Source organism: Corynebacterium sp. NML98-0116 (assembly GCF_001767255.1).
GTDB classification, from domain to species: domain Bacteria; phylum Actinomycetota; class Actinomycetes; order Mycobacteriales; family Mycobacteriaceae; genus Corynebacterium; species Corynebacterium pseudogenitalium.
This window is the reverse complement of sequence record NZ_CP017639.1, coordinates 985,789-1,009,891: the sequence shown is the minus strand read 5'-3', so window position 1 is coordinate 1,009,891 and position 24,103 is coordinate 985,789. Positions and strand designations below refer to the sequence as shown.

Annotated in this window: 21 protein-coding genes; 12 read left to right on the top strand and 9 right to left on the bottom strand. The window is 54.2% G+C overall.

Features of this window, described 5'->3' with window-relative positions:
* Nucleotides 1-68: 68 nt before the first annotated feature.
* From BJP05_RS10960 to dut, 3 genes are all read right to left on the bottom strand, one after another.
* Nucleotides 69-1,322, bottom strand: coding sequence for a class I SAM-dependent RNA methyltransferase (locus tag BJP05_RS10960; RefSeq protein ID WP_084028572.1), 1,254 nt, complete (start codon nt 1,320-1,322; stop codon nt 69-71).
* Nucleotides 1,322-2,185 carry a DUF3710 domain-containing protein gene (locus tag BJP05_RS04425; RefSeq protein WP_070362356.1) on the bottom strand — a complete coding sequence of 288 codons (864 nt, stop codon included), beginning with the start codon at nt 2,183-2,185 and terminating at the stop codon, nt 1,322-1,324. The genes BJP05_RS10960 and BJP05_RS04425 overlap by 1 nt, the downstream gene beginning before the upstream one ends.
* 84 nt (nt 2,186-2,269) lie before the next feature.
* On the bottom strand, nt 2,270-2,740 hold the full coding sequence (dut, locus tag BJP05_RS04420) for a dUTP diphosphatase (protein ID WP_070362355.1): 471 nt from the start codon (nt 2,738-2,740) through the stop codon (nt 2,270-2,272).
* A gap of 85 nt (nt 2,741-2,825) precedes the next feature.
* On the opposite strand from dut, the gene BJP05_RS04415 reads away from it, so the two are divergent.
* Nucleotides 2,826-3,332, top strand: a complete 507-nt coding sequence (locus tag BJP05_RS04415) for a DUF3093 domain-containing protein (protein WP_070362354.1) — start codon at nt 2,826-2,828, stop codon at nt 3,330-3,332.
* A gap of 26 nt (nt 3,333-3,358) precedes the next feature.
* Here BJP05_RS04415 and BJP05_RS04410 read toward each other — a convergent pair whose 3' ends face one another.
* Complete coding sequence (locus BJP05_RS04410; RefSeq protein WP_070363501.1) at nt 3,359-3,652, bottom strand: DUF4193 domain-containing protein; 294 nt, start codon at nt 3,650-3,652, stop codon at nt 3,359-3,361.
* 292 nt (nt 3,653-3,944) lie between these two features.
* Here BJP05_RS04410 and ppgK point away from each other — a divergent pair, with 292 nt between their 5' ends.
* Complete coding sequence (ppgK, locus tag BJP05_RS04405) at nt 3,945-4,727, top strand: polyphosphate--glucose phosphotransferase (RefSeq protein WP_070363500.1); 783 nt, start codon at nt 3,945-3,947, stop codon at nt 4,725-4,727.
* Nucleotides 4,728-4,937: 210 nt separating this feature from the next.
* Nucleotides 4,938-6,377 carry an RNA polymerase sigma factor gene (locus BJP05_RS04400; RefSeq protein WP_070362353.1) on the top strand — a complete coding sequence of 480 codons (1,440 nt, stop codon included), beginning with the start codon at nt 4,938-4,940 and terminating at the stop codon, nt 6,375-6,377.
* Between the two features lie 62 nt (nt 6,378-6,439).
* On the opposite strand, the gene BJP05_RS04395 is transcribed toward BJP05_RS04400, so the two are convergent.
* The gene (locus BJP05_RS04395; protein ID WP_070363498.1) at nt 6,440-8,152 is read right to left on the bottom strand and encodes a DEAD/DEAH box helicase; all 1,713 of its coding nucleotides are present in this window, start codon (nt 8,150-8,152) and stop codon (nt 6,440-6,442) included.
* A 65-nt stretch (nt 8,153-8,217) separates the two neighbouring features.
* A complete protein-coding gene (locus BJP05_RS04390; RefSeq protein ID WP_070363499.1) occupies nt 8,218-8,472 on the bottom strand; it encodes a DUF3039 domain-containing protein in 255 nt (84 codons plus the stop codon).
* A gap of 51 nt (nt 8,473-8,523) precedes the next feature.
* Here BJP05_RS04390 and BJP05_RS04385 point away from each other — a divergent pair, with 51 nt between their 5' ends.
* The 5 genes from BJP05_RS04385 to BJP05_RS04365 all read left to right on the top strand — a co-directional run bounded on the left by BJP05_RS04385 (nt 8,524) and on the right by BJP05_RS04365 (nt 12,909).
* Nucleotides 8,524-9,000 carry a DUF3099 domain-containing protein gene (locus tag BJP05_RS04385; protein ID WP_070362352.1) on the top strand — a complete coding sequence of 159 codons (477 nt, stop codon included), beginning with the start codon at nt 8,524-8,526 and terminating at the stop codon, nt 8,998-9,000.
* A 4-nt stretch (nt 9,001-9,004) separates the two neighbouring features.
* Entirely contained in the window at nt 9,005-10,558 is a 1,554-nt protein-coding gene (locus BJP05_RS04380; RefSeq protein WP_070362351.1) for a methyltransferase, read from the top strand.
* Between the two features lie 2 nt (nt 10,559-10,560).
* The gene (gene dtd / locus BJP05_RS04375) at nt 10,561-10,995 is read left to right on the top strand and encodes a D-aminoacyl-tRNA deacylase (protein WP_070362350.1); all 435 of its coding nucleotides are present in this window, start codon (nt 10,561-10,563) and stop codon (nt 10,993-10,995) included.
* 92 nt (nt 10,996-11,087) lie between these two features.
* On the top strand, nt 11,088-12,083 hold the full coding sequence (locus BJP05_RS04370; protein ID WP_070362349.1) for a sigma-70 family RNA polymerase sigma factor: 996 nt from the start codon (nt 11,088-11,090) through the stop codon (nt 12,081-12,083).
* Between the two features lie 139 nt (nt 12,084-12,222).
* Nucleotides 12,223-12,909, top strand: coding sequence for a metal-dependent transcriptional regulator (locus BJP05_RS04365; RefSeq protein WP_070362348.1), 687 nt, complete (start codon nt 12,223-12,225; stop codon nt 12,907-12,909).
* Nucleotides 12,910-12,922: 13 nt separating this feature from the next.
* Here the strand turns inward: BJP05_RS04365 and BJP05_RS04360 are convergent, their stop codons facing one another.
* Nucleotides 12,923-14,080, bottom strand: a complete 1,158-nt coding sequence (locus BJP05_RS04360) for a DUF4192 domain-containing protein (protein ID WP_168156179.1) — start codon at nt 14,078-14,080, stop codon at nt 12,923-12,925.
* A gap of 136 nt (nt 14,081-14,216) precedes the next feature.
* On the opposite strand from BJP05_RS04360, the gene BJP05_RS04355 reads away from it, so the two are divergent.
* Together BJP05_RS04355 and BJP05_RS04350 are read left to right on the top strand one after the other, a co-directional pair.
* Nucleotides 14,217-15,257 (top strand): PAC2 family protein, encoded by a 1,041-nt coding sequence (locus BJP05_RS04355; RefSeq protein ID WP_083290923.1) that lies wholly within the window; start codon nt 14,217-14,219, stop codon nt 15,255-15,257.
* Nucleotides 15,258-15,293: 36 nt separating this feature from the next.
* Entirely contained in the window at nt 15,294-17,837 is a 2,544-nt protein-coding gene (locus tag BJP05_RS04350; RefSeq protein WP_070362345.1) for an RNA helicase, read from the top strand.
* A 35-nt stretch (nt 17,838-17,872) separates the two neighbouring features.
* Here BJP05_RS04350 and BJP05_RS04345 read toward each other — a convergent pair whose 3' ends face one another.
* Nucleotides 17,873-18,397 carry a carboxymuconolactone decarboxylase family protein gene (locus BJP05_RS04345; protein WP_070362344.1) on the bottom strand — a complete coding sequence of 175 codons (525 nt, stop codon included), beginning with the start codon at nt 18,395-18,397 and terminating at the stop codon, nt 17,873-17,875.
* Between the two features lie 77 nt (nt 18,398-18,474).
* Entirely contained in the window at nt 18,475-19,071 is a 597-nt protein-coding gene (locus tag BJP05_RS04340; protein ID WP_070362343.1) for a peroxiredoxin, read from the bottom strand.
* A 136-nt stretch (nt 19,072-19,207) separates the two neighbouring features.
* On the opposite strand from BJP05_RS04340, the gene BJP05_RS04335 reads away from it, so the two are divergent.
* The gene (locus BJP05_RS04335) at nt 19,208-20,164 is read left to right on the top strand and encodes a hydrogen peroxide-inducible genes activator (RefSeq protein ID WP_070363497.1); all 957 of its coding nucleotides are present in this window, start codon (nt 19,208-19,210) and stop codon (nt 20,162-20,164) included.
* A gap of 15 nt (nt 20,165-20,179) precedes the next feature.
* On the top strand, nt 20,180-24,091 hold the full coding sequence (gene hrpA, locus BJP05_RS04330; RefSeq protein WP_070362342.1) for an ATP-dependent RNA helicase HrpA: 3,912 nt from the start codon (nt 20,180-20,182) through the stop codon (nt 24,089-24,091).
* Nucleotides 24,092-24,103 lie beyond the last annotated feature (12 nt).

Here is a 24,103-nt window from a genome sequence, read left to right as displayed (position 1 = left end):
TCTACTTCTCCTTTAGAACAAGCAATAGTTGACGCTAGTTTACACCTTGCGGGGCGCACGCCCCATTCCTAATGAGGACGCAGAGGCTCCAGGCATGCAAGCGTTTCAAAGTGATGCGTTCCTGGAAATGCATCGATGACTTTTATCTCAGTTACGTGATATCCGCATGCTCCCCAACTTGCTAAATCTCTAGCAAATGTTGCCGGATCGCACCCAATGTGAATCACTCGCTGCGGACTCGCCGCTGCGATATCATGAATCACTTTGTCTCCAGCACCAGTTCGAGGAGGGTCGAGCACAACCAGGCCCGCGGGGGGCAAGGATCGAATTCCTGTTTCTACCCGGGAGTTGACTTTGTTGACGTCGAGGCTTGCAAGTGCAGGCTGAGAATGCGCCATCGCGGACTTCGAATAGTCGACGGTTGCAACCGGACCACCACCGAGTGCCGCGGACATGGATGGAACAAAGAGCCCTACTCCGCCATAGAGGTCCCAACCGGAATTGTTCTGATAAGGCCTCCCCGCAAGGGACCACTCACGCACCAGATCTGCATATGCCGACGGTGCACTACGGTGCGCCTGCCAAAACGCAGTCGCCGGAAACTCAAACCTATCGTTTCCGACCATTTCTACGATGTTGCCGGAGCCTTCAACCGTACGGTCTATTCGTTCCACGCGCCGTCCGCGTTGGACTTTGCTCGTTTCAACGACATGCCGGTTCCCGAGAGAATCGATGACGACGACTATCTCAGACCCAGGAGTAAATCGTCGTGCCCCATCGCCAACAATCCCGTCAAAGAGTTCCGGCATCGCCTGAGTACAACGCTCGGCGACGACGTCATTGGAACGTGCTTTCCTGAAACCGGCACGCCCCTGCGCATCAGTGCCGAGTCGGATACGCGTCCGCCATCCGGTCGTAGGCGCTAAAGCCTGAACCGAAATGGCGGTGAGATCAATGCCATCAAGCACACCAGATGGACGTGCCATTTTTTCAAGCTGTCCAACAAGTACCTCTGTTTTGGCGGCCCGCTGCAGAGATTCACTAATATGCGCAAAGTCGCAGCAGCCCGCACCTGCCGCAGCAGCAGGACATCCTACCTTCACTCGATCTGGTGAAGTTTGTTGTATCTCGAGCAGTTCACCGCGAGCCCACCGCTTTTTCACTTTCAGCAGTTTGACGGTCGCTGTTTCTCCAGGTAGAGCGCCTTGCACGAAGACAACTCGTCCGTCATTGGCAAGGGCAATAGCCTCACCGCCGTGAGCAAAGGCGTGGAATGTGACTTGAATGCTGTCGCCTGGTGTCAGCGATGGTTGGGCACTCATTAATTATTCTTATTCGCTTCGTTGTTTTGTGCGATGATCTGTTTCAGCGCGTCACTCAGGGCGTTCGGGTTTCCAGCCTGTGGGCTCTGCTGCTGCGACTCCTGCGCAGCCCGCTCCTGTACAGCCTGCTGCACCTGCCGAGCCAACTGCGCAGGCAGGACGACTGGCAAAGAGTTACCCGCCAAAATTGGGTCCGGACCGCGGTAAACAAAGCTGCGTGCTACGACTTCCCGCCCGAGCTCAGCAAGCTGTTCTTCCATTCCCGCCGGAGCGGCCAACGTGACACGGTACAGCCATCGAGGCGCCTCAACACCGATGATGCGGATCACGCCGTTAGCGCCAGTACCAACGATTTCGGTTCCCCAGGGGCCCTCTTCAAACTCGACAGGCATGTCCTCGTTCTTCATGCCCTCGGCAATTTCTTCTGCCGATTCGGCCCACAGGCCGCCGTTACGCGGTGCAGCGAAAGCAACCGGAGTGATGCGACCGTACCTGGTAACGATGTGCACCATCTTCGGGCCGTTCTCGCCCATTTCAATCTGCACCTGCGAATCCTTTGGCAGCGGAATCTGCATTGATCCGAGGTTGAGGTTCACCTGGGAGAAGTCAGAAAAATCGAACTCCTCAATGTCGACGTTGTCGCCGTCGAACGGACCGGTAGATCCGCTGATTGGATCATAATCGGCAAGAGTACCAGTGGCTGATGGAGTCTGGGATGGATCAGTATCCGCTGCAATCCCCGTGTCCTGAGACTTTGGTGCTGTGACCTCTAGATCGTCGTTGGTCTCTGCCTCCGTCTGAGCTGGGGCAGCGTCTTCCTTCTGCTGGTCTTTCTTCTTTTTACCAAATGGCCACCATGCCATGGGTGATCACCTTTCGAGTGAAGTTGTGTATTTCAAAAAAGTTTCTTCGGGTGAGAATTACTCTAGTACGGGCCCAATGTGGCCTCAGGCGAGCCCCGTTGATCCGTATCCTTGGGCACCACGCTGGGTATCGTCAAGCTCGGAAACTTCGACGAAGTCAACCAACTCGACTTTTTGCACCACTAGTTGAGCAATCCGCATTCCTCGTTCAACTGTAAACGAACATTCACGGTCGGTATTAAGAAGGCAAATCTTCAACTCCCCTCGATACTGGGCATCAATGGTGCCTGGCGTGTTCACAATAGAAATCCCGTGTTTGGCAGCGAGTCCCGAACGAGGATGAATGAGCCCGACAGTTCCCATGGGCAACGCGACAGCAATTCCGGTGCCGATGAGCGCCCGTTCGCCGGGAGCCAATGTCCGTGTTTCCGAGGAGTAAAGGTCCGCCCCGGCGTCACCTTCATGCGCTCGTTTAGGAAGCGGCATGTCTGGATCAAGACGTTTTACTGAAATTGGTTCAAGAGAGGTCACTTCATACACCTTACGGGATTCCATTGCGTGTGCATTCTTAAGATAATTTCGCCTAGTGTTATTGGGTAACGTATTCGGGAGTACATCGAATTGACGAGTTGATGAGGGTATGAATAGCAACCAAAACGCACCGGCATCCAGTGGTTCCAAAGTCTTATATACGGAGCGTCAATGGGTGCCTTGGTACTGGTGGATCATCGGTGCAGCATTAACGCTGCTCATCGGGGCACAACTTACGCTCAACCGCAATATTTGGTGGTTTATTATCCCCGTGCTCGTTATCGGAAGTTTAGTTTTTTGGTTCTTGACATGGCTTTCGAAAACTACAATTGCGGTCGAGCAAGACAGCGACGGCACTCGTTGGCTCGTCGTTGACGACGCCAACTTACCCAACACCGTTGTCAGCAGATCTATGGTTGTCCCTGCATCAGCGAAGCGAAATGCTCTCGGACGACAATTAGACCCAGCTGCTTTCTTGGTATCGCATGGTTGGGTGAAAGAACATATTCTGCTTGTCTTGGACGATCCTCAGGACCCAACCCCCTACTGGCTAATTGCTGCGAAAGAACCGGAGAAAATCCTCGGAATGTTTTTGCCTGAGCAGCGGACCGCCTAGGGATCGCGCGACTGCGTTGCTCGCTACTACTCGCAGTCGAGGCAAATCTTCTGGCCGTCTTCGGTTTCGTAAGCCAGCCGATTCTTTTTCTGAACCAAATAGCAAGACGCACAAGTGAATTCGTTATCTTGGCGAGGCTTTACCTCAACGTTCAGTTCCTCACCAGACAGATCTTGAAGTGGCGGTTCAAACGGTTCAACGATTTCACCGTCATCATCCATGCTGCTGCCCGCAACCTCCGCAGCCTTCAAGCCCTCGAGGGAGTCAGTCTCAAGCTCGTCTTCTGCGCGCTTACGCGGTGCATCGTAATCGGTCGCCATGGTGGTGGTGCCTCCAGGAGTAGTCAAGTTCAGCAATGCCTAGGCCCGTTGAGGAGATACGCTTCCTATAGATGAGCCTCAGCCTTTTTATTGGTTTGGAGCCGAATAATAAAGCACACAAAGCTATATGTCATATTACAAGGTCAGCAGGCCAATACCCACGGGTTCCCTACACATCAAAGGCTTTATAGCTAATTAAAGTACAGCGACGTCAACCCACTCGTTCTAGGTACCGCGCTCCTAAATATTTTCCTACATGCGCAATGAGCACACCTTTTGTATGCTCAATGTTATGACTACAACAAGTGGAATTGATGGTGCCCAAGAGCACTATGGTATGGGCGTCGATGTCGGCGGTTCTGGAATCAAGGGCGCCATCGTCAACCTCAAAACCGGAGAATTCGTCGGCGACAGGATCAAGATCGCAACTCCTCAGCCAGCTACACCTGAAGCTGTTGCATCAACAGTCGCAGAGATCGTCCGTCTCCACGAATGGGACGGCCCTGTGGGCGTAACGCTGCCGTCGGTGATTCAGCATCAGATCGCAAAGAGCGCAGCTAACATCGACCCGTCGTGGATCGACACCGATGTGCATGAGCTCTTTGAGCAGCATCTCCCTGAGCGCTCTGTCACTGTATTAAACGACGCCGACGCCGCGGGGCTTGCTGAAGTTGCCTTTGGCAATGAACGAGCCCGAAACGGTTCTGTCATATTCCTCACGTTTGGCACTGGTATTGGTTCAGCGTTCCTGGTTAATGGGCACCTCTTCCCTAACACAGAAATTGGCCATTTAATCGTCAATAGGAAGGAAGCAGAGCACGTCGCCTCCTCAGCTGTAAAGCAGAGGGAAGACCTGAGCTTCAAGAAGTGGGCGAAGCGAGTTGATAAGGTGCTGCACGAATACGCGCGACTGTTTAATCCAGAGTGTTTCGTCGTCGGTGGTGGCATCTCGCGGAAATCTGACAAATGGGTCCCTCTATTGACTGTCGACACTCCTGTCGTCGTGGCCACTCTTCGCAACCGAGCAGGCATTGTCGGAGCAGCGATGGCGGCCAATGAGCACCTCGCACCGTAACTAGCGAGACTCGGCGTCTAACACAAAGCAGCTTGACAATGCTGTTAAGATAGGCGTTCTGAAAAATCAGCACAGTTTGCGTACGCTAGGAAGGCAGACCGGCGTTTGCTGGTCTGCTTTCACCAGAGTGACTTTCTTTCCATCCATTGTTGGAGGAAGTCTCGGTGTCCGCAAAAGCATCAATCAGTTCACAAAGGCGAAAGGGCGTACGTGGTAGCCAGCGAAGCTTCAGGCAAAAACTCCGTCAACGATGCGGCAGAGAGCACTTCCGGCGGCGTAACCGACGGCACAACGACCGCCAAGAAAGCCACCAAAAAAGCAGCCAAGAAAACCGCCAAAAAGGCTGCCAAAAAGACCGCCAAGAAGACTGCGAAGAAAACAGCACGCAAAACCGCGAAAAAGGCGTCAAAGGTAGCTAAGAAAGCGAAGAAGACAGTAAAGAAAACCGCCGCAAAGAAGGCTGCTTCACCCGCAACTGATGAGGTCACCAGCGACGACTCCGCGCTGGAAGAAACGGACGAATCGCTCGACGATTCTGACCAGGAGCAGGACTTCGACCCGCTGACGGCTGAAGAAGATGACGAAGAATTTGACGAGCATCTTGGTGATGACGACGAGGAAAAAGAAGACGAGGAAGACGACGGATCTTCTGTCTGGGATATCGAGGAATCTGCTGCACTTCGCCAAGCCCGCAAGGACGCTCAGCTCACCGCATCTGCGGACTCTGTCCGTGCGTATTTGAAGCAAATAGGTAAGGTTGCTCTGCTCGATGCTGAGCAGGAGGTTTCTCTCGCGAAGCGCATTGAAGCTGGTCTCTACGCGCAACACCGACTCGACGAGATGGCCCGTGCAGCTGAGGAGGGAGACAAGGAAGCACGCCTTACCCCTGCGGTTAAGCGCGACTTCCGCGCCGTCGCCCGAGACGGTCGCAAGGCGAAGAACCATCTGCTCGAGGCTAACCTTCGACTCGTGGTTTCGCTGGCAAAGCGCTACACCGGTCGCGGTATGGCCTTCTTGGACCTCATCCAGGAGGGCAACCTCGGTCTCATCCGTGCAGTTGAAAAGTTCGACTATTCCAAGGGCTACAAGTTTTCCACCTATGCAACGTGGTGGATCCGCCAGGCAATTACACGTGCCATGGCAGACCAGGCTCGAACCATTCGCATCCCGGTACACATGGTCGAGGTCATCAACAAGCTTGGCCGTATCCAGAGTGAGCTTCTACAAGATCTTGGACGCGAACCTACACCGCTTGAACTCGCAAAAGAGATGGACATCACCGAAGAGAAGGTGTTGGAGATCCAGCAGTACGCCCGTGAGCCGATCTCATTGGATCAGACGATCGGCGATGAAGGCGACAGCCAACTCGGTGATTTCATCGAAGACTCCGAAGCCGTTGTGGCAGTCGACGCTGTTTCCTTTACGCTTCTTCAGGACCAACTTCAGGATGTCCTCCACACACTTTCCGAGCGTGAGGCCGGCGTAGTGCGGCTCCGCTTCGGCCTGACCGATGGCATGCCTCGCACGCTAGATGAAATCGGCCAGGTGTACGGTGTGACACGCGAACGCATCCGGCAGATCGAGTCCAAGACGATGTCGAAGCTTCGCCACCCGTCGCGTTCACAGGTGCTGCGCGATTACCTCGATTAAATGCGTTTCTACGTAGTAAGCAATAACCGGTAGGAGGTCCACTCTCCTACCGGTTTCGTGTATTACCAATCTCGTAAGTACGCAATACGCGCCCGCAGCTGTTCCGCATTGCACAGCGCGGTCGGTGGACCACCACACGCTTTACGCGCTTCCGTATGGATCGCACCATGCGGGCGACCCGTCTTTCCAGCGACGATTGAAACGCGAGCGTTGAGTTCCTTTCTCAACTGGGGAATCTCATCAGCCGCCACTGATGCCTCCTCACTGCTACCCGGCGCGGAGGTTTGCTTGGACGGCTGAGTGGGAGCCAAGTGCTCTCCTAGAACTTCAGCACGCTCGCGTGCTTGGCGCTCGGCAGCCTTTCGCGCTTTTTCTTCTGCTTCTCGGGCATCTAGTTGGTCGCTTTGGCGTTTGCGGAGCAGAGTCTTGACCTGTTCTTCGTCAAGCAGCCCTGGAAGGCCTAGGAAGTCTTGTTCCTCTGCGGATCCTGCGACGGTGGGTGTGCCGTAGGTGGAGCCGTCGAAAATTAAAGAGTCTAGCTCGGCTGATGCGCCGATGGCTTCGTACGAAGGGTTGTCGTCTGGTTCGTTTTGAACTTGGTTTGCTTGGGCTAGTAGCTCGTCGGACCACCCTGATTCTCGGTGTGGTTTGCCCAAAACGTGGTCGCGTGACACCTCCATTTCTTCCGCGAGGCGGAGCAGAACCGGGACCGACGGGAGAAAAACGGAGGCGGATTCGCCTGGCATGCGTGAGCGCACGAATCGTCCGATTGCCTGCGCGAAAAACAGTGGTGTCGATGCTGATGTTGCATATACTCCGACAGCGAGGCGAGGAACGTCGACTCCCTCAGAGACCATTCTGACTGCGACCATCCATTCGTCGGTGGACGCGGAGAATTCGTCGATGCGGTCGGATGCCCCGGCTTCGTCTGAGAGCACGACCGTAACGGGCGTGCTCGAAATGCTGGAGAGGATCTTGGCGTAGGCGCGTGCTGTCGTCTTGTTCGTAGCGATGACGAGGCCTCCGGCATCCGGCATATTCGTACGAAGTTTTTTCAGCCTTGTATGTGCCGCCTGGAGGACTGCCTTGATCCAGTCCCCTTTCGGATCTAGGGCAGTTTTCCAGGCACGCGCGGTCTGCTCGGCATTCAGTGGCTCACCAAGCCTTGCGGAATACTCTTCCCCGGCGGAGTCTTTCCACTGTGCCTCGCCGGAATATGCCAGGAATACAACTGGGCGGACGACGCCATCGGCCAAGGCGTGGGAGTACCCATAGGTGTAGTCCGCTTGTGAAACGAGGTGCCCATCGCCGTCTTCGACGTATCGGACGAACGGAATCTGGGAATCATCAGAGCGAAACGGCGTACCTGTCAACGCTAAGCGGTGTTCGACATCGTTGTAAGCCTCGTAGACTCCATCCCCCCAACTTTTGGCGTCACCAGCATGGTGAATCTCATCAAGAATCACCAAACTGCGCTTCGCAGTGGCCACCGCATGATGCTTGAACGGGTGCATACCGATTTGCGCATACGTCACGACAATGCCGTCATAGGCAGGGTTTACCGCAGATGAGTTTGTGAAGTTTGGGTCTAGCGAAAGGCCGAACCTCGCTGCTGATTGGGACCACTGGTGTTTTAGGTGTTCTGTTGGTACGACGACGATGATGCGCTGCACTGCCTTCGATGCGTGCAGTTTGCTGGCTAGTGTCAGTGCAAACGTCGTCTTACCCGCACCAGGAGTTGCTACAGCGAGAAAGTCTCGAGGTTTGGTGCGCATAAACGAATCGAGGGCCTCTTGCTGCCATGCGCGCAGCTGAGGCCCGGCCGACGTACCTGGAGCCGTCACTTCCGACGCAACCCCTTATAGATGCGTTCGCAGTCAGGACATACTGGCGACCCAGGCTTCGCCTGCTTCTTCACCGGAAATGTCTTGCCACAGAGTGCGACTACGACTTTTCCAGAAATCGCAGAATCGAAAATCTGATCCTTCTTCACGTAGTGGAAAAACTTGGGGGTTCCATCATCATTTGTTGACGATGTGTCTTCCCGAAGGTCTGTGCGCTCAAGAGTCTTCGTCGTCGTATTCACGACTCCCATCATGCCCCACTTTGGCAAAGTTTTTAAGCCGAGGCGCTAACCTGTGTATTTATGAATGAGAGAGAGGGCGAGGCACAAGAGCACGTCTCGATTGATGCGGAAGTCGAAGTCCACGACGATAAGCATTTCCTTTTTCGTCATTTCCGCTCAAAACGACACCGTGCACTCATTACGGATGCGAAACAGACGCCGGAGCAAAACCTGCAGAGCCGAGAGGCTCAATACCTTTGGTTGCAGGCACTTCGGATCCCTTTCATTTTGCTTTCGATCGCATCTGCGTGGTGGCTCGGTAACTGGTGGATTGCGACGTTGCTCTTTATTGTTTCCGTACCGCTCCCCTGGGGCGCAGTGATGTTGGGCAACGCGAAAGGAGAGTCGCGTGATCCGCGTGAAAAGAATGTCTACAAGCCTGCGCTGAGTCGTGCCTATGCCGCGTTGGAGGAGCAGTCGAGGCAACAACTATCCTCGAACCAGGCTTCAACAGATACGACGCCGACCGTTATCGATCACGAATCCCAATCGGAGTAGCAGCATGACAGATTTATCATCTACGGCATTTGGATTACACCCTGGACTTGCGCGGGAGCTCGGTGAACGATTGCGCGCGCTCCCCTACACCACATCTTCGATTGGAAGTTATCTTGGACCAAATGCATACCAGGCTCTCTACCGGGGCGAGGTGGGATCCGTCCTGCGTCGCTGCCATTCAGAAGACGTTATCGGATCGGCCATATCCACTTTGTTGTTGCGGCGCCCGACTTCCAAAAACGAGCTCGAGGCGTTATTTGGCTCGTCACTTGCTGAGAAACTCATCAGCGCAGGTGTCTTTCACCAGACCAAAGAGCAACGCTACGAGGTTGCTTACGACATCCGGCCTCATTTGTTGTCTCAACAGCATCACCTCATAGTTGCAGATCTCGACGCCTCTACGTCTGCAATCGTTCCCGGCAAAGATCACGTACTTGGAGTCGGAGCGGCGTCGAAATCCCTGTTGCACGCGATCCCGCAGTCACCGACTGGAACGGTTTTGGACCTTGGAACCGGTTCAGGGGTGCTGTCGGTAGCACAATCTGGCCTTGCCGATCAGATCGTCGGTACTGACATTCATCATCGAGCGATCGAGTTGGCTCAGGCCACGCTCGAGATGAATGGCATCACTAACGTTCAGCTCCGCGAAGGATCTTGGTTTGAGCCTGTCGCGGGCGAGCAGTTTGACAGGATCGTTGCCAACCCGCCGTTTGTAGTCGGCATTCCGGAGGTAGGGCATGTTTACCGCGACTCCGGCATGCCACTGGATGAAGCAAGTCACCTCGTGGCAGAGCACGCACCTGAATATCTCGCAGAAGGTGGGATGCTGTGCATGCTGGGCTCATGGGCCCATATTGATGGTGAGGCGTGGCAGTCGCGAGTTGCGAGTTGGGTCCCTTCGCAAGGAGTCAGCGCATGGGTGCTTCAACGAGAAGTGGTTGACCCCGAGACCTACGTCGCCACGTGGCTGAAAGATGAATCAGTCGACCTCAGGACTGAAAGCGGCATAGCCCGCACACAACAGTGGCTCGATTACTTCCAAGCCGCGGGTGTTCACGCTATTGGTTTCGGTTGGATTTTCATGCAACACATCGGCGACCAGCCCTCCGAGATTACTGCGGAAGAATTAACACACCCGTTCACGGACCCGCTTGGGCCTGAGGTCGAAGAATACTATCTACGGCAGGCGTGGCTACGGCAAAAATCCGTCCAGGAACTCTTAGATAGTTCGTTCCTGGTCCGGCCCACAGTCGCGATCGAAGACATCGCTGTGCCAAATACTGAAGAGGGGCTGGGTTTCACGCGCGAAGAGCTGCGCATTACTCGAATGGATGGCCCACGATTCTCTCATTCATTGGATGAGGCGTTGAAAACCGTCCTTGCAGGATTGCATCCCGCCGGCTTGCCACTGCGTGACGTGGTGGGCATCCTAGCAGCATCTCGAGGTGTCGACGACCAGCAGGCCCTTGAAGAATTGGAAAACCAAACGGTTGCAGCTGTTGTGGATCTTATCCGCCACGGCATCGTGCTGCCGGCGGAAATTGCAGAGGTGGAGTAGGAATGAAGGCTGTATTGACAAGAGTTACGAACGCGAGCGTCACCGTCGACGGTGAAGTCGTCGGAGCAATCGACTGCGAGGCGACGGGTGGAATTCTGGCCCTTGTCGGAGCAGGACGTAAGGATAGCGACGACGCTTGGGAAACGGTTGCTCGCAAAATCGCGGAACTGCGAATTCTTGAGGGCGAAAAGTCTGTAGTGGACGCACAAGCCCCTGTTTTGCTTGTGAGTCAGTTCACGTTGATGGGTCGCACGGCAAAAGGACGGAGGCCGTCATGGAGTGACGCAGCCCCCGCAGATGAAGCAGCACCCATCATTGAAAAAATCGCAGTCTACCTCCGAGACCGGGGCATCACGGTCGCTGAAGGAAAGTTTGGTGCCCATATGAAGGTGCAGAGCATCAACGACGGCCCATTCACGGTGATTGTCGAGGCCTAGCACTCTTTTGATCATTGGGAACAAAAATGTGTCCAAGATCGTTGAGGGTGTAGAAGATTACCTGTTCCACTCGTCCAAGGAGGCAGTGCTCAATGACGTCGAAGAGTCAGACCTTAACAGCGGACAACGAAGAAAAAGTTGACCGCGGTAGTCGTCGCAATCAAACGAACGACAATCCATCGGCTGACCTTGTTCGCGTGTATCTCAATGGCATTGGCAAGACTGCCCTGCTCGATGCAGAAGAAGAGGTCGAACTAGCCCAGCAGATCGAAGTTGGACTCTATGCCCAGCAGCTTCTTGATGATCCAGACTGCAAGCTCACCCGAGCCCAGAAACGTGACTATAAAATTCTGGCGAAGCAAGGACGGAAAGCTCGCGCCCACCTCCTCGAGGCAAATCTTCGTCTGGTTGTGTCGTTGGCAAAGCGCTACACAGGACGCGGGATGCCACTGCTCGATCTGATCCAAGAGGGCAACCTCGGACTGATCCGCGCGATGGAGAAATTTGACTATGCCAGGGGCTTTAAATTCTCAACGTACGCGACGTGGTGGATTCGCCAGGCCATTACTCGCGGCATGGCAGACCAGTCTCGTACTATCCGTCTCCCTGTGCATCTTGTAGAACAAGTCAATAAACTCTCCCGAATTCGCCGCGAGATGTACCAGTCGTTTGGCCGCGAACCAACGAATGAGGAGTTGGCAGAGGAGTCTGGCATCGAAGAGGACAAGATTGAGCTCCTCCTGCGTCAATCCCGAGACCCCGTGAGTCTTGACATGCCGGTCGGAGCGGATGAAGAGGCCCCCCTGGGGGACTTCATTGAAGATGCAGAAGCTACAGACGCCGAAGACGCGGTGGTATCCGTGCTCCGTCACGATGACATCCAAGATGTCATCAACGGTTTGGAGCAGCGCGAGCAGGACGTCATCCGTATGCGCTATGGGCTGACCGACGGTGTTCCCCGCACATTGGACCAGATTGGGCGTAAATTCGGCTTGTCTCGTGAGCGCGTTCGCCAAATCGAACGAGAGGTCATGGCGAAGCTTCGCGTAGGTGACCGGGCAGAGCGCCTTAGGGATTACGCAATGTAACAACCGCGACGAAGCGTTCCGCAACTAATAGTTTTTTGGGTTACCATAGCAATCGTTAATAGGCGTCGATTCTTGGACTGCGTTGAATGTTGATGCAGCCTCAACGCTTCAGAGCGACTTTTAGGCAAGGGAGTTCCACGTGCGTGATCTCGTAGACACAACAGAAATGTATTTACGTACAGTTTACGAACTTGAGGAGGAAGGCATTGTGCCGCTCCGCGCACGAATCGCAGAGCGGCTCGAGCAGTCTGGCCCGACAGTTTCCCAGACCGTCGCCCGCATGGAGCGCGACGGCCTGATTGTTGTTGAAACAGATCGCTCGCTCTCCCTTACCGACGAGGGACGCGCCCGTGCGACTGCGGTGATGCGTAAGCACCGCCTCGCAGAGTGCCTTCTCACCAGCATCCTCAAGTTGGATATTGAACAAGTGCACGACGAAGCATGTCGCTGGGAACACGTGATGAGTGAAGCCGTGGAAAAGCGCGTATACGAGGTACTCAACCACCCTCAGGTATCTCCGTTTGGCAACCCCATCCCTGCGTTGGATGAAATTGGCGGTTCAAATGTTGCTAAGCCTGAGCTTGGCACTCGCGCAACGGACTTAGATCTCTCCGAGGGTCGCGAAGCTGTAGTGGTCCAAATCAGTGAGATTCTGCAGCTTGAAGCAGAGCGTTTGCCGGAGCTGGCAGGCCTAGGCGATATCGTCGGCCAGAAAGTCATAGTGAGCCTTCCGGATGATGGCGGGCTACAGCTATCACTTCCTGGCCAAAAAGATTTCGTCATTCCTGATGACCTCGCGCATGCCGTGCGCATTGAGCTTCAGTAGAGCCGATCTGCTGTTAGGAACCTGCAAGCATCTCTAGCTCCATCCAGACTGCTTCCCCGCCTTCTTCAACTGCGTGCAGGAGACCCTCATATTGACCGATCGCGAGTAACTGCAGGAGCACGTCGCTTAATGAGTGGTCCGGCATTTCTTGCAGCGCGCACTGTAGTGCGACCCCTGCCCAAGACCCGATCTCGCACCGCACAGCGATCACAGCCCACAACGCTAACGCGTTTGCCCGCACTGTCCCCACAGCATGGCGCGACAAGAATAGTAGTGGAGCAGCAAGTCGCTTTGGGTTCTGCATAATCGTGGGGATAAGTGTATCCCGCAGTAGAGCATGGGTGAGCAGAGCCGTCAAGCCTTCGAGCGCGATTCTCATTTCATTCGAGATTTCGCCGATTGGATTAGCATCGCGCTGGCCGATGAGGCAAGTCTCGGGCAAGCAAAGCAGAACCTCGATAATGCTTTCAATTTCTTCTTTCGCCAGTTTTGCCGGGTGTTCCTCCTCCCCAGCGTGGCTACCGCCCCACAAGTCTTTCAGTAGCTGCAACCCGTCTTTGCGTGTCTGTGCCTGGATTTGTTGCGCCAGTTGGACGGACTCCGAATCGACCGGCTCAAAATAGCTAAACGTGTCTTGTCTATCGAGTTCTGGGAGTATCCCCTGCTCAACGTATGGGCGCATCGATGGAGAGGAAATCACTGACGATACACAGCCACCAATGAGGGAGGACGCGCGATCGCATTCTTCGGCCGCATTCAATGGCGGTCCAAAAAGCAATGTATATGGGGTACCCTGCGCAATTTCGGAAACATGCCAGCACAGGTCGACTTTGAAACCGGTTTCTTCTTCGAGGAACTGCAAGCGATCAACTGCGTCTTTGACGAGCTCTGAGTTCGGAATACGGCTCACAATGACTGCAAGGTACGCGATGACGTCATCCCCCAGTAGGTATTGCGTCACGTCGGTCTTGAGGCTTTCTATGAATGCTTCAAGGCGCGTGAGGTCAACGCGAACTACAGGTCCAAGTTGAAGCCCACGTGTTCCTTCGCTGTCCGGAATGATGCCGAGCACCACGACCGATTCTTGAGGATAAAACCCTAGAACCCCGGGCAGGGCTGCGATGATATCTGATGGTCCAAAAAGTGATGAATTAGCTGCATTTATTTTCATACAGTTTAGACGTAGCCAACACAGCATCGGTTCCCGCTTTGCTAGAATTCCTTATTTTCAGCAGGAATATTTCTTCACCCCAGACGTTGTGGGTAAGTACAAAGTTAGATCCTTTCAAATTATCCTAGGAGCGGTCATGCCAACGAATAATCGCATGTATGAACTTGAGTACCCGTCTCCCTCGAGTCTTGGCGAATCTCCTGAGGGGCCAACGCTCGTCGTTGCGTTACAGGGTTACGCAGATGCGGGCCATGCGGTTGAAGGGGTATCGAATCATCTCAACGCGGCGTTGGAAACCCGCACTTTAGCCACCTTCAATAACGATGAACTCATTGACTACCGCTCTCGCAGGCCTGCTGTAACCCTGGCGAATCACACGGTGGCCGACGTCGAAGAGATCGGCATTGAGCTGCGTGTTGTCCGCGACACAAAGGATATGCCGTTTCTGCTGCTGAGCGGGCCAGAGCCTGATCTGCGTTGGGAGGCATTTAGCAAGTCTGTGGCTGACCTTGCAGTGCAGTTTGGAGTTCAGCAAACGCTGTGCCTCTACGCTGCCCCTGTTGCCGCTCCCCATACCCGCCCAGTAGTGGTTTCCACACACGGAAATGATGAGAGCTTGGTGAAAGACAAGTATCTCTTCGACGGAATTATTACTGTGCCCGGGGCTGCCTCCATCATGATCGAGCGAGAGCTAGATAAGCGAGGCGAAAAGGTCGCTGGTTTTACTGCGCATGTACCTCATTACATTGCAAACTCTCCTTACCCGATGGCGGCGTTCCAGCTCATGCAGGCGCTCGAGGATACAGCAAATCTTCAGTTGCCACTCCGCGCGCTCGAGCAAGAGATAACAAGTGTTCAGCGTCAATTAGCAGAGCAAACGGCTGCGTCAAAGGAGATCGCGCAAGTCGTCTCGGCTCTCGAACAGCATTACGACCGTGAAGTTGAGGAGTACCGCAGGAACAATCCCAACGCAAAGATGCCCGGTGAGGCACAGGTTCCTTCCGGCGATGAGATCAGCGAAGCCTTCGAGAACTATCTCACGGCGATCGAGGACCAGCAGAGTCGTCCGCTTGTCGACGGACAACGGGGACTGCCTTTTGGCGATGATCTCAGTCAGGCTTTGCAGGATTTTTACTATATTGACCCAGCTCAGCCAACCGATGAGGAAGACGAGTAGCGGCTTTTCGCGACGAACTCGGCTACGGTAGTTGGCGTGACTCTTTCGACGTATTTGGCAGACCTTGACGACGTTCCAGCAGACCTTTTTGAAGAGGCCGTCTGGGACTCTTTCACTGCGTGGACACAGAGTCGTGGAATCTCGCTTTATGAAGCTCAGGAAGAAGCTTCGCTTGCGTTGCTTGCTGGGGATAATGTGATCCTGGCGACGCCAACCGGTTCGGGAAAGTCGATGGTGGCAAACGCTGCGCACTTCATTGCCATGGCTCGAGGGCAGCGCTCGTTTTATACTGCCCCAATTAAGGCGCTTGTGAGCGAAAAGTTCTTTGCACTGTGTGAGATCTTCGGAGCAGAAAACGTAGGGATGATGACCGGTGATGCCACAGTGAACAGCGGCGCCCCTATTATCGCAGCCACCGCTGAAATCGTCGCGAATATTGCGCTGCGAGAAGGTGAGCACGCGAAGATTCAGCAGGTCATCATGGATGAGTTTCACTACTATTCGGAGCCGGACCGCGGATGGGCATGGCAGGTGCCGCTACTGGAACTCCCCCAGGCCCAGTTCCTTTTGATGTCTGCCACGCTTGGAGAAACTGCCTGGATAGAAAAGGATCTCACCGAGCGCACTGGCCGCCCAACCACGTATGTTGGTGGGTCGGAGCGTCCCGTGCCACTCGATTTCAGTTACGTGTTCTCCCCCGTCCATGAGACGATCGAAGAACTACTGGCGGATAACAAAGCGCCGATCTACGTTGTGCACTTCTCACAACGCGAGGCAGCAGAGCGCGCGCAGGCACTGACCAGTATGAAAATCATCACCGCAGAGGAGAAGCAACGTATCGCCGAGGAGATCGGGAATTTTAGGTTCACGACTACCTTCGGTAAAACGTTGTCGAGGTTACTTCGAAAAGGCATTGGCATTCACCATGCCGGAATGCTGCCGAAGTATCGACGGCTCGTCGAAAAACTATCTCAAACAGGGCTTTTAAAGGTGATCTGCGGAACGGACACCCTCGGCGTCGGTATCAATGTGCCAATTCGTACTGTGCTGATTACCGGCCTGGCAAAATATGACGGGACGAAACAACGCATCCTTAAATCGAGGGAGTTTCACCAAATCGCCGGCCGCGCGGGGCGAGCTGGGTACGACACCGAGGGCACGGTCGTCGTCGAAGCGCCAGAACACGAGATTGAGAATGCAAAGCTTCGGCGTCGCGTCGGCGACGATCCGAAGCGGCTTAAGAAGCTCAACAAGAAGTCAGCTCGTGATGGCGAAGTTACCTGGTCCGAAAAAACTTTCCAGCGCCTCACAACGGCAGAACCGGAGGAACTCACTAGCCAGTTCCAAGTATCGAATTCCATGTTGCTCAATGTTATTGCTCGCCCGGGTGACGGCTACGAGCACATGAAGCACTTGATTCGGAGCAACCATGACACACGCGCTAAGCAGAACCGTGACATTCTTACGGCAGTCGATCTGTTTCGCGGGCTCATCCAGGCTGACATTGTAGAACGCACTCCTGATTCTCCAGCGTATCGCCCCTATACTCTCACGCGAGAGCTGGACAGGGACTTTGCGCTCAACCAACCGCTTTCCCCGTTCGCGCTGGCATTTCTCACGGTGCTTGACCCCGAGTCTTCAACGTATTCGTTGGATGTAATCTCAGCGTTTGAGGCAATCTTGGATGACCCCCGTCAGGTGCTGCAAGCTCAGCAGTCAGCAGCTCGCGGCGAGGAGATCGCAGCTCTCAAGGCAGAGGGCGTCGACTACACGGAGCGCATGGCACTCATCGAAGATGTGACGTACCCTCAGCCGCTCGCGGAGGAACTGGAAGATGCATTTGAAACCTACTGCTCCAGTAACCCGTGGGCGAAAGAGTGGCAGCTTTCGCCAAAGTCGGTGGTACGCGACATGATCGAGCATGCGATGACGTTTTCGGATCTCATCGCAACCTACGGGCTATCCCGCTCTGAGGGTGTGGTGCTCCGCTACCTTACCGATGCGTGGCGCACCCTCTCCCACTCTGTGCCCGAGGCATACATGACTGAAGAGCTCGAAGATATCATCGTATGGCTAGGCGAACTGATCCGTCAGGTGGACTCGTCGCTCATTGACGAATGGGCGACGCTAGCTGATGACGACGCCCCAATCTCCCAGGACGTTCTCGACCGCGAGCTCGCGTTCGGTGTTGAGGATCCTACGGCGCTCACAGCGAACCGCAGGGCGTTCAAAATCATGGTTCGCAACTACTTCTTTAGGCTTGTTGAACTGTTTGCGTTCGAAAAGGAAGAAGCCCTGGAGTCGATGCTTGAATATCTCGACCCCGATGTTCGGCCCGACTGGCCCTCGCTTCTCGACGATTACTTCGACGAGTACGACGATGTCATGATAGACGCAGATGCTCGCGGGCCAGAGTATTTCCGAGTTAAGGATGAAAGCTCGCGGCTCTGGGAAGTCGTACAGATCGTGAAAGACCCAGATGGGGACCGCAGCTTCCAATTCCACGGCGTCGTCGATCTCGATGCCTCTGACGAGGCGGGAGAAGTTCGGCTGAGGGACTTGGACGTTGTCCAGATGTAGTCCCTCAGCCGACTATCGCGCAGAAGACGTAACAGTTAGCGTGCGTCTTCTACCACTACGGTCTGTGCAATGGCCTGGATAACAGCAGCAATCTTTACTGCCTCCCAGACCTGCTCCTTGGTCAGGCCCTCTTCGCGCACGACATTGGAGTGTGCAACAGCGCAATGCTCGCAGCCATTGACAGCAGATACTGCGAGCGACCACAGCTCAAAGTCTGCCTTCTCGACGCCAGGCTTCGAGATGATGTTCATGCGAAGGCCAAACTTTACCTGTGCAAAGTCATCGCCGAGCCAGCCCTTTGCGCGGTAGGCAACGTTGTTCATTGCCATAACAGTTGCTGCGCCGAAAGCGGCATCGAGAGCCTCTTCGGACAGGTGCTCCTTGGCCTCGTCCGTAATCTCAGAGATCACGGTGGGGTTCTTTGTCGCTGCAGCGGAGGCAACGAGAGTGCCCCACAGCTGCTGCTCGTTCAGCTCTGTAGAGCGCGTCAGGGAGCCAAGGTTCAGCTTCTGGTCTTTTGCATATTCAGGCAAAGCGCTGCGCAGATTATCGATCGACATATCTCTTTCCTCTCTATTGTTTATTAATAAATCCCCGTCACTGAGTATTGAACTAGTGACGGGGACTCGGAGTTCATTTACTTCAGGGATTCCTGAACGACAGCCAACTTGTCGATATTCTTCGTTGGGTCGTTCTTCTGCCAGTCGCAGGCGCAGACCTCTTCGGACTGGAGAGCATCCAAAACGCGAAGCACCTCTTCGACGTTACGGCCAACAGCATCCGGGGTGACAGACACGAACTGGATGACGCCGTCTGGGTCGATGATGAACGTTGCACGATCAGCGACGCCTGCCTCATTTTCAACGCCCAGTGCACGGATCAAGTCGTGGCGGACATCAGCAAACATTGGGAACGGAACGGTCTTCAGATCTGGGTGCGTTGCACGCCAGTTGAAGTGGGAGTACTCATTGTCAGTGGAGCCACCAAGGACCTGCGTATCGCGATCTTCGAACTCTTCGTTCAGCTTGCCGAACGCTGCGATCTCGGTTGGGCAGACGAACGTAAAGTCCTTCGGGTAGAAGAAAACGACCTTCCACTTACCCTCGTACTTTTCCAGGGATACATTCTCGAAGTAGTCCTCTGGGCTTGTTGCGTCGACCTCATGAAGGTCGCCACCCTTCAGCGCTACCAGATCGAACTCAGGGAAACGCTCGCCTACAGTCAGAATTGCCATAGCTTAACCTCCGAATGTGAGATGTCGTATATATACGGTCTTGGAATGCAATCGCTCGCACTCTGACAAACATTGTGCCAGAAACGCCGCGCAATTTCAACAGCAAAACCTATTGCAATGCCGTATGGTTATAAGAATGAACAATAAAGAATATAAACCAACCTTGGCCCAACTTCGTACGTTTGTGACCATCGCCGAGAATAGGCACTTCGGCACTGCTGCGAGCAAGCTCAACATTTCTCAACCGTCATTATCCCAGGCATTGGTCGCGCTAGAGACCGGTTTAGGGATTCAACTTATCGAGCGATCCACCCGAAAGGTCATCGTCACTCCAACTGGGGAGGCGCTCCTCCCCTATGCGAAAGCAACGCTTGAAGCAGCCGATGCTTTTGTTGCACATGCCCGCGGTGCACATGGGGTCCTTTCCGGGCCTCTCAATATCGGCATCATCCCCACCATTGCACCGTATATCCTGCCCACCCTTTTACAACTGATTCAGAGCGAGTTCCCCGATTTAACTCCTCGAATCATCGAAGAGCCCACCAAGCACCTACTCGCTAAATTGCGCGACGGAAACGTCGATGTGGCGCTGCTAGCCCTGCCTACACACGCGCCTGGAGTCAGTGAATTGGAACTCTATGACGAAGACTTCATTGTCGTAACAAATGAGAAACACAAGTTGTCTGGGCTCCAAAACCTTACTCTCGATGTCCTGGAAGAACTCGATTTGCTTCTTCTCGACGACGGCCACTGCCTGCGCGACCAAATAGTTGACCTTTGCAAGAATGTTCAAACTACACCCTCAAATTCAAGCCAATCAGATACACGGGCTGCGTCACTGACTACCATCATGCAGCTGGTTGTGGCTGGCCTTGGATCAACCCTCGTTCCCAAGTCAGCTATTGCAGCTGAGTGCACACGTCCTGGTTTGGGGCTTTCTACCTTCCAGAAGAGTGTCGACGCGAAGCGTACAATTGGACTGGTCTACCGCTCTTCTTCTTCCCGCATCCATGAGTTTGAGGAACTTGGAGCGTTGTGTAGAAAGGCGTACAAAGAGGTAGCGAAAACCAGTGATGCGATTCTGTCCCGCTAAACTGGGACGCTAGTTATGAAGGACCAGGAACAAACACCTAAGAAAGAACTCTTCCGCCAACTAGACAACGTGGAACTACGCGACGTCCGACGTCTTCGCCGTCGCATTCGACAGGCCAAGAACGGCAAGGAACTTAACAAAGTTGAAGAGGCAATTGCCCGAAGCTTGCACGTCGTTCGGGCGCGGGATGAACTCATTCCGAACATCGAGTACCCAGATGCACTCCCGGTTTCTCAACGCAAGAATGACATCTTAGAAGCTGTCGCGAACCACCAAGTGACTGTTATTGCTGGTGAAACTGGATCCGGCAAGACCACCCAGATTCCTAAGATGCTGCTCGAGCTCGGCCGCGGTCGACGGGGGCGTATCGCGCATACTCAGCCACGCCGTCTCGCTGCTAGAACTGTCGCTGAACGCATAGCGGACGAATTAGGTCAGAGCATTGGAGAATCGGTCGGCTACGCCATTCGCTTCGACGACAAGGTCAGCACCACTACCTCAGTGAAGCTCATGACAGACGGAATTCTCCTTACGGAGATTCAGCGTGATCGGTTCCTCAACGCGTACGACACCATCATTATCGATGAGGCGCACGAGCGTTCCCTGAACATCGACTTTTTGCTTGGATACGTCAAGGAGCTTCTCCCCAAACGCCCCGACCTGAAGGTCATCATCACGTCCGCCACCATTGACGTCGAACGCTTCGCGCAGCACTTCTGTGACGAAGAAGGCAACCCCGCCCCGATTATTGAGGTTTCAGGTCGTACCTACCCGGTTGAGGTGCGCTACCGTCCGCTCGTCGAAAATGCCGGCGATCGTGAAATTGATATTGACATGATTGACGGTGTTATCAACGCCATCAAGGAGTTGATGGCAGAAGGCGACGGTGACATCCTCTGCTTTTTCGCCTCAGAACGTGACATCCGTGACTGCATGGAAGCAATTGAAAAGCAGCATTGGAAGAATGTTGAAGTCGCGCCACTTTTCGGACGCCTTTCGAACGCAGAACAGCACCGCGTCTTCTCCCCACATAGCGGGCGTAGGATCGTCCTCTCTACGAACATCGCCGAAACTTCGCTCACAGTGCCGGGAATTCACTACGTTGTGGACACTGGCCTCGCTCGCATTTCACGGTATTCAACGCGGACTAAAGTACAGCGTCTTCCGATTGAGGAAATATCCCAAGCCTCAGCAAACCAGCGCTCGGGCCGTTGTGGACGTGTTGCTGACGGTATCGCTATCCGCTTGTACTCGGAAGAGAACTTTAATTCACGCCCGGAATTTACTGACCCTGAAATATTGCGGACCAACTTGGCAAGTGTGATCCTGCAAATGATTTCTCTCAATCTCGGCGACATGCGGCACTTTCCATTCGTGGAATCCCCAGACGACAAAGCTATTCGCGATGGCCTTACGCTCTTGTACGAGCTCGGTGCAATCAAAGCAATACCAAAGGGTGAACTTCCAAAACTCACGAAAATTGGCCATACGCTTGCGAAAATCCCAGTCGACCCCAAGATGGCTCGCATGCTCGTCGAGGCCGAACGCTACCGGGTGTTGGAGGATGTCACCGCAGTTGTCGCCCATATGTCGATTCAAGACGTGCGCGAACGCCCCCTGGAATTTCAGGCACAAGCAGACCAAGCCCATGCACGCTTCAAAGACAAGACATCCGACTTTCTTTCAGCGCTCAAGCTCTGGGATTACGTCGGAGGTCTCCGTGAAGAGCTTTCAGGCAATCAGTTCAGAAAGCGCATGAAGCGTGAGTATTTGCACTATATGCGAATTCGTGAATGGCACGACCTCGTTCGTCAGCTCCGCGACGTCGAACGTCGACTGGGCTGGGACGTCGACAAAGCAATGACAATGACAACGAAACGTGACGCTGACTCGATTCATCGAGCATTGCTCACTGGCTTACTTTCGAATATCGGTGCTCGCGACGGAAACAGCAAGGAATACCAAGGTGCTCGTGGTACCCGTTTCCTGATTTTCCCAGGGTCATCGCTGGCCAAGACCCCACCAGAGTTTTTGATGGCAAGCGAGCTTGTAGAAACCTCGCGGCTTTGGGCCAGAGACGTGGCAAAAGTAGAATCCTCATGGATCGAGCACGCGGCAGGATCACTCCTGAAACATGTCTATTCAGAACCGTTCTGGTCACGGAAACGCGCATGCGCAATGGTCCATCAAAAATCGTTATTGTACGGCATCCCTATCGTGCGAGACCGACTTATCCCCTACCACCGCGTTGATCCTACGGCTGCGCGCGAGATGTTTATTCGTCACGCACTCATTGACGGCGATTGGACGAGGACTCATAAGTTTCTCGAACACAACAGCTTGTTGCTAAGCGAAGCCGCAGAAGTTGAAGAAAAGCTACGGCGTAGGGGCATCGTCGTTGACGAAGACACTCTATTCGATTTCTACGACGTGAAACTGCCGGATTCAGTCACAACAGCGAACAATTTTGACAGTTGGTGGAAGAAGCAACAGCAGCTCGATCCCGGATATCTTCACTTTGATCCAAGTAAACTCGTTGACGATTCTGCCCAGACTATCTCTGCAGAAGACTTTCCAATGTCATGGTCACAAGGGTCGATGCGGTTCGATGTGTCGTACAAATTCGAGCCTGGAAGCGCCTATGACGGTGTTACCATCTCAATTCCCTTGCCTCTACTGGCCAGCGTTGAATCATTCGGATTTGACTGGCTTGTACCCGGGCTACGTAAAGAGTTGCTAACTGAACTCATTCGTTCACTGCCGAAACCACTACGCAAGGGCGTCGTCCCCGCTCCAGACTTCGCTGACCGTGCACTTGAGCGTATGACGTTCGATCCACACACGCCGGTTACCGAAGCACTGGCTCAGGCCCTCACTGAATTGGGCGCCAGCGGCATTAGCGGGCATGATTTCCGCACGCACCTGCTGCCACCACACTTGCTCATAACGTTTGCAGTCATTGATAAACGTGGGAAAATTGTCGACTCAGACAAGAGTCTCCTTGCTTTGAAGAAGCGTCGGGCCACACAGATTCGATCTTCAGTCGCGAAAGCAAGCCGTCACTCTGAAACTGCCGAAGTTCCTGTATGGACCGAAGACACACTCGGCGATATTCCCGAAACTACGACCACAACCATTGATGGCAACAAAGTCGAGGCCTATCCTGCGCTCGAGGTGACTCCCAAAGGCGTTCGCGTTGCTGTGCATCCAACCCGGGCGAGTGCTGATGCATCAATGATGACGGCAACGCTCACGTTGCTGCTGCGGGCAATCGAGGTTTCCGAGACTCAAATGACGAAAGGACTGCCACTACAGCAACGTGTCGCTGTTGATAGGTATCCACATGGCGGGGCTTCCGGCCTTGTCGAAGACGCTCGCGTTGCAGCAATCCGCGACGCGATGATTCAAGCCGGCGGCCCTGTGAGGTCACCTGCTGATTTCGACGCACTGTGTGCAAAAATTAAACCGACTATTCCGGGAGCTGTCCGACGATCAATTGTATCGATCGCGCCGGGTCTCGCTGCATACTCAGATTTGATGCAAGAGCTCAAGAATTGGGATGGGCCTGCGATTGATGATATTCGGGAGCAACTAGCATTCATGCTGCCCGCGAACGCTATCACGGTTCATGGCATGCAACACCTACAGCACCTCCCCCGTTACATAGAGGCAATCCAGATACGGCTTGAGCATCTAGAAGCGGAACCGGAACGTGACGAAGAGCGGCAGGCTGAAGTAGCAAATGCTAAGGCTTACCTGGAGCGACGAATGGAACAGCTCCCTGCCCAACGCAGGAAGACACGCGCATACAAGGACGTGATGTGGCGAATTCAGGAGCTGCGAGTGAGTTTGTTTGCACAACACCTTGGCACCCAAAAGCCTGTGAGCGTGCGTCGTATTGAAAAAATGGTCGATAAACTTCGCTAGTGAGCCTCGGAC

Coding starts and splice junctions, on each gene's coding strand:
- BJP05_RS10960 (WP_084028572.1), bottom strand. CDS start 1,322: ATGAGTGCCCAACCATCGCTGACACCAGGCGACAGCATTCAAGTCACA.
- BJP05_RS04425 (WP_070362356.1), bottom strand. CDS start 2,185: ATGGCATGGTGGCCATTTGGTAAAAAGAAGAAAGACCAGCAGAAGGAA.
- dut (WP_070362355.1), bottom strand. CDS start 2,740: ATGGAATCCCGTAAGGTGTATGAAGTGACCTCTCTTGAACCAATTTCA.
- BJP05_RS04415 (WP_070362354.1), top strand. CDS start 2,826: ATGAATAGCAACCAAAACGCACCGGCATCCAGTGGTTCCAAAGTCTTA.
- BJP05_RS04410 (WP_070363501.1), bottom strand. CDS start 3,652: ATGGCGACCGATTACGATGCACCGCGTAAGCGCGCAGAAGACGAGCTT.
- ppgK (WP_070363500.1), top strand. CDS start 3,945: ATGACTACAACAAGTGGAATTGATGGTGCCCAAGAGCACTATGGTATG.
- BJP05_RS04395 (WP_070363498.1), bottom strand. CDS start 8,152: ATGCGCACCAAACCTCGAGACTTTCTCGCTGTAGCAACTCCTGGTGCG.
- BJP05_RS04390 (WP_070363499.1), bottom strand. CDS start 8,472: ATGGGAGTCGTGAATACGACGACGAAGACTCTTGAGCGCACAGACCTT.
- BJP05_RS04385 (WP_070362352.1), top strand. CDS start 8,524: ATGAATGAGAGAGAGGGCGAGGCACAAGAGCACGTCTCGATTGATGCG.
- BJP05_RS04380 (WP_070362351.1), top strand. CDS start 9,005: ATGACAGATTTATCATCTACGGCATTTGGATTACACCCTGGACTTGCG.
- dtd (WP_070362350.1), top strand. CDS start 10,561: ATGAAGGCTGTATTGACAAGAGTTACGAACGCGAGCGTCACCGTCGAC.
- BJP05_RS04370 (WP_070362349.1), top strand. CDS start 11,088: ATGACGTCGAAGAGTCAGACCTTAACAGCGGACAACGAAGAAAAAGTT.
- BJP05_RS04360 (WP_168156179.1), bottom strand. CDS start 14,080: ATGAAAATAAATGCAGCTAATTCATCACTTTTTGGACCATCAGATATC.
- BJP05_RS04355 (WP_083290923.1), top strand. CDS start 14,217: ATGCCAACGAATAATCGCATGTATGAACTTGAGTACCCGTCTCCCTCG.
- BJP05_RS04345 (WP_070362344.1), bottom strand. CDS start 18,397: ATGTCGATCGATAATCTGCGCAGCGCTTTGCCTGAATATGCAAAAGAC.
- BJP05_RS04340 (WP_070362343.1), bottom strand. CDS start 19,071: ATGGCAATTCTGACTGTAGGCGAGCGTTTCCCTGAGTTCGATCTGGTA.
- BJP05_RS04335 (WP_070363497.1), top strand. CDS start 19,208: ATGAACAATAAAGAATATAAACCAACCTTGGCCCAACTTCGTACGTTT.
- hrpA (WP_070362342.1), top strand. CDS start 20,180: ATGAAGGACCAGGAACAAACACCTAAGAAAGAACTCTTCCGCCAACTA.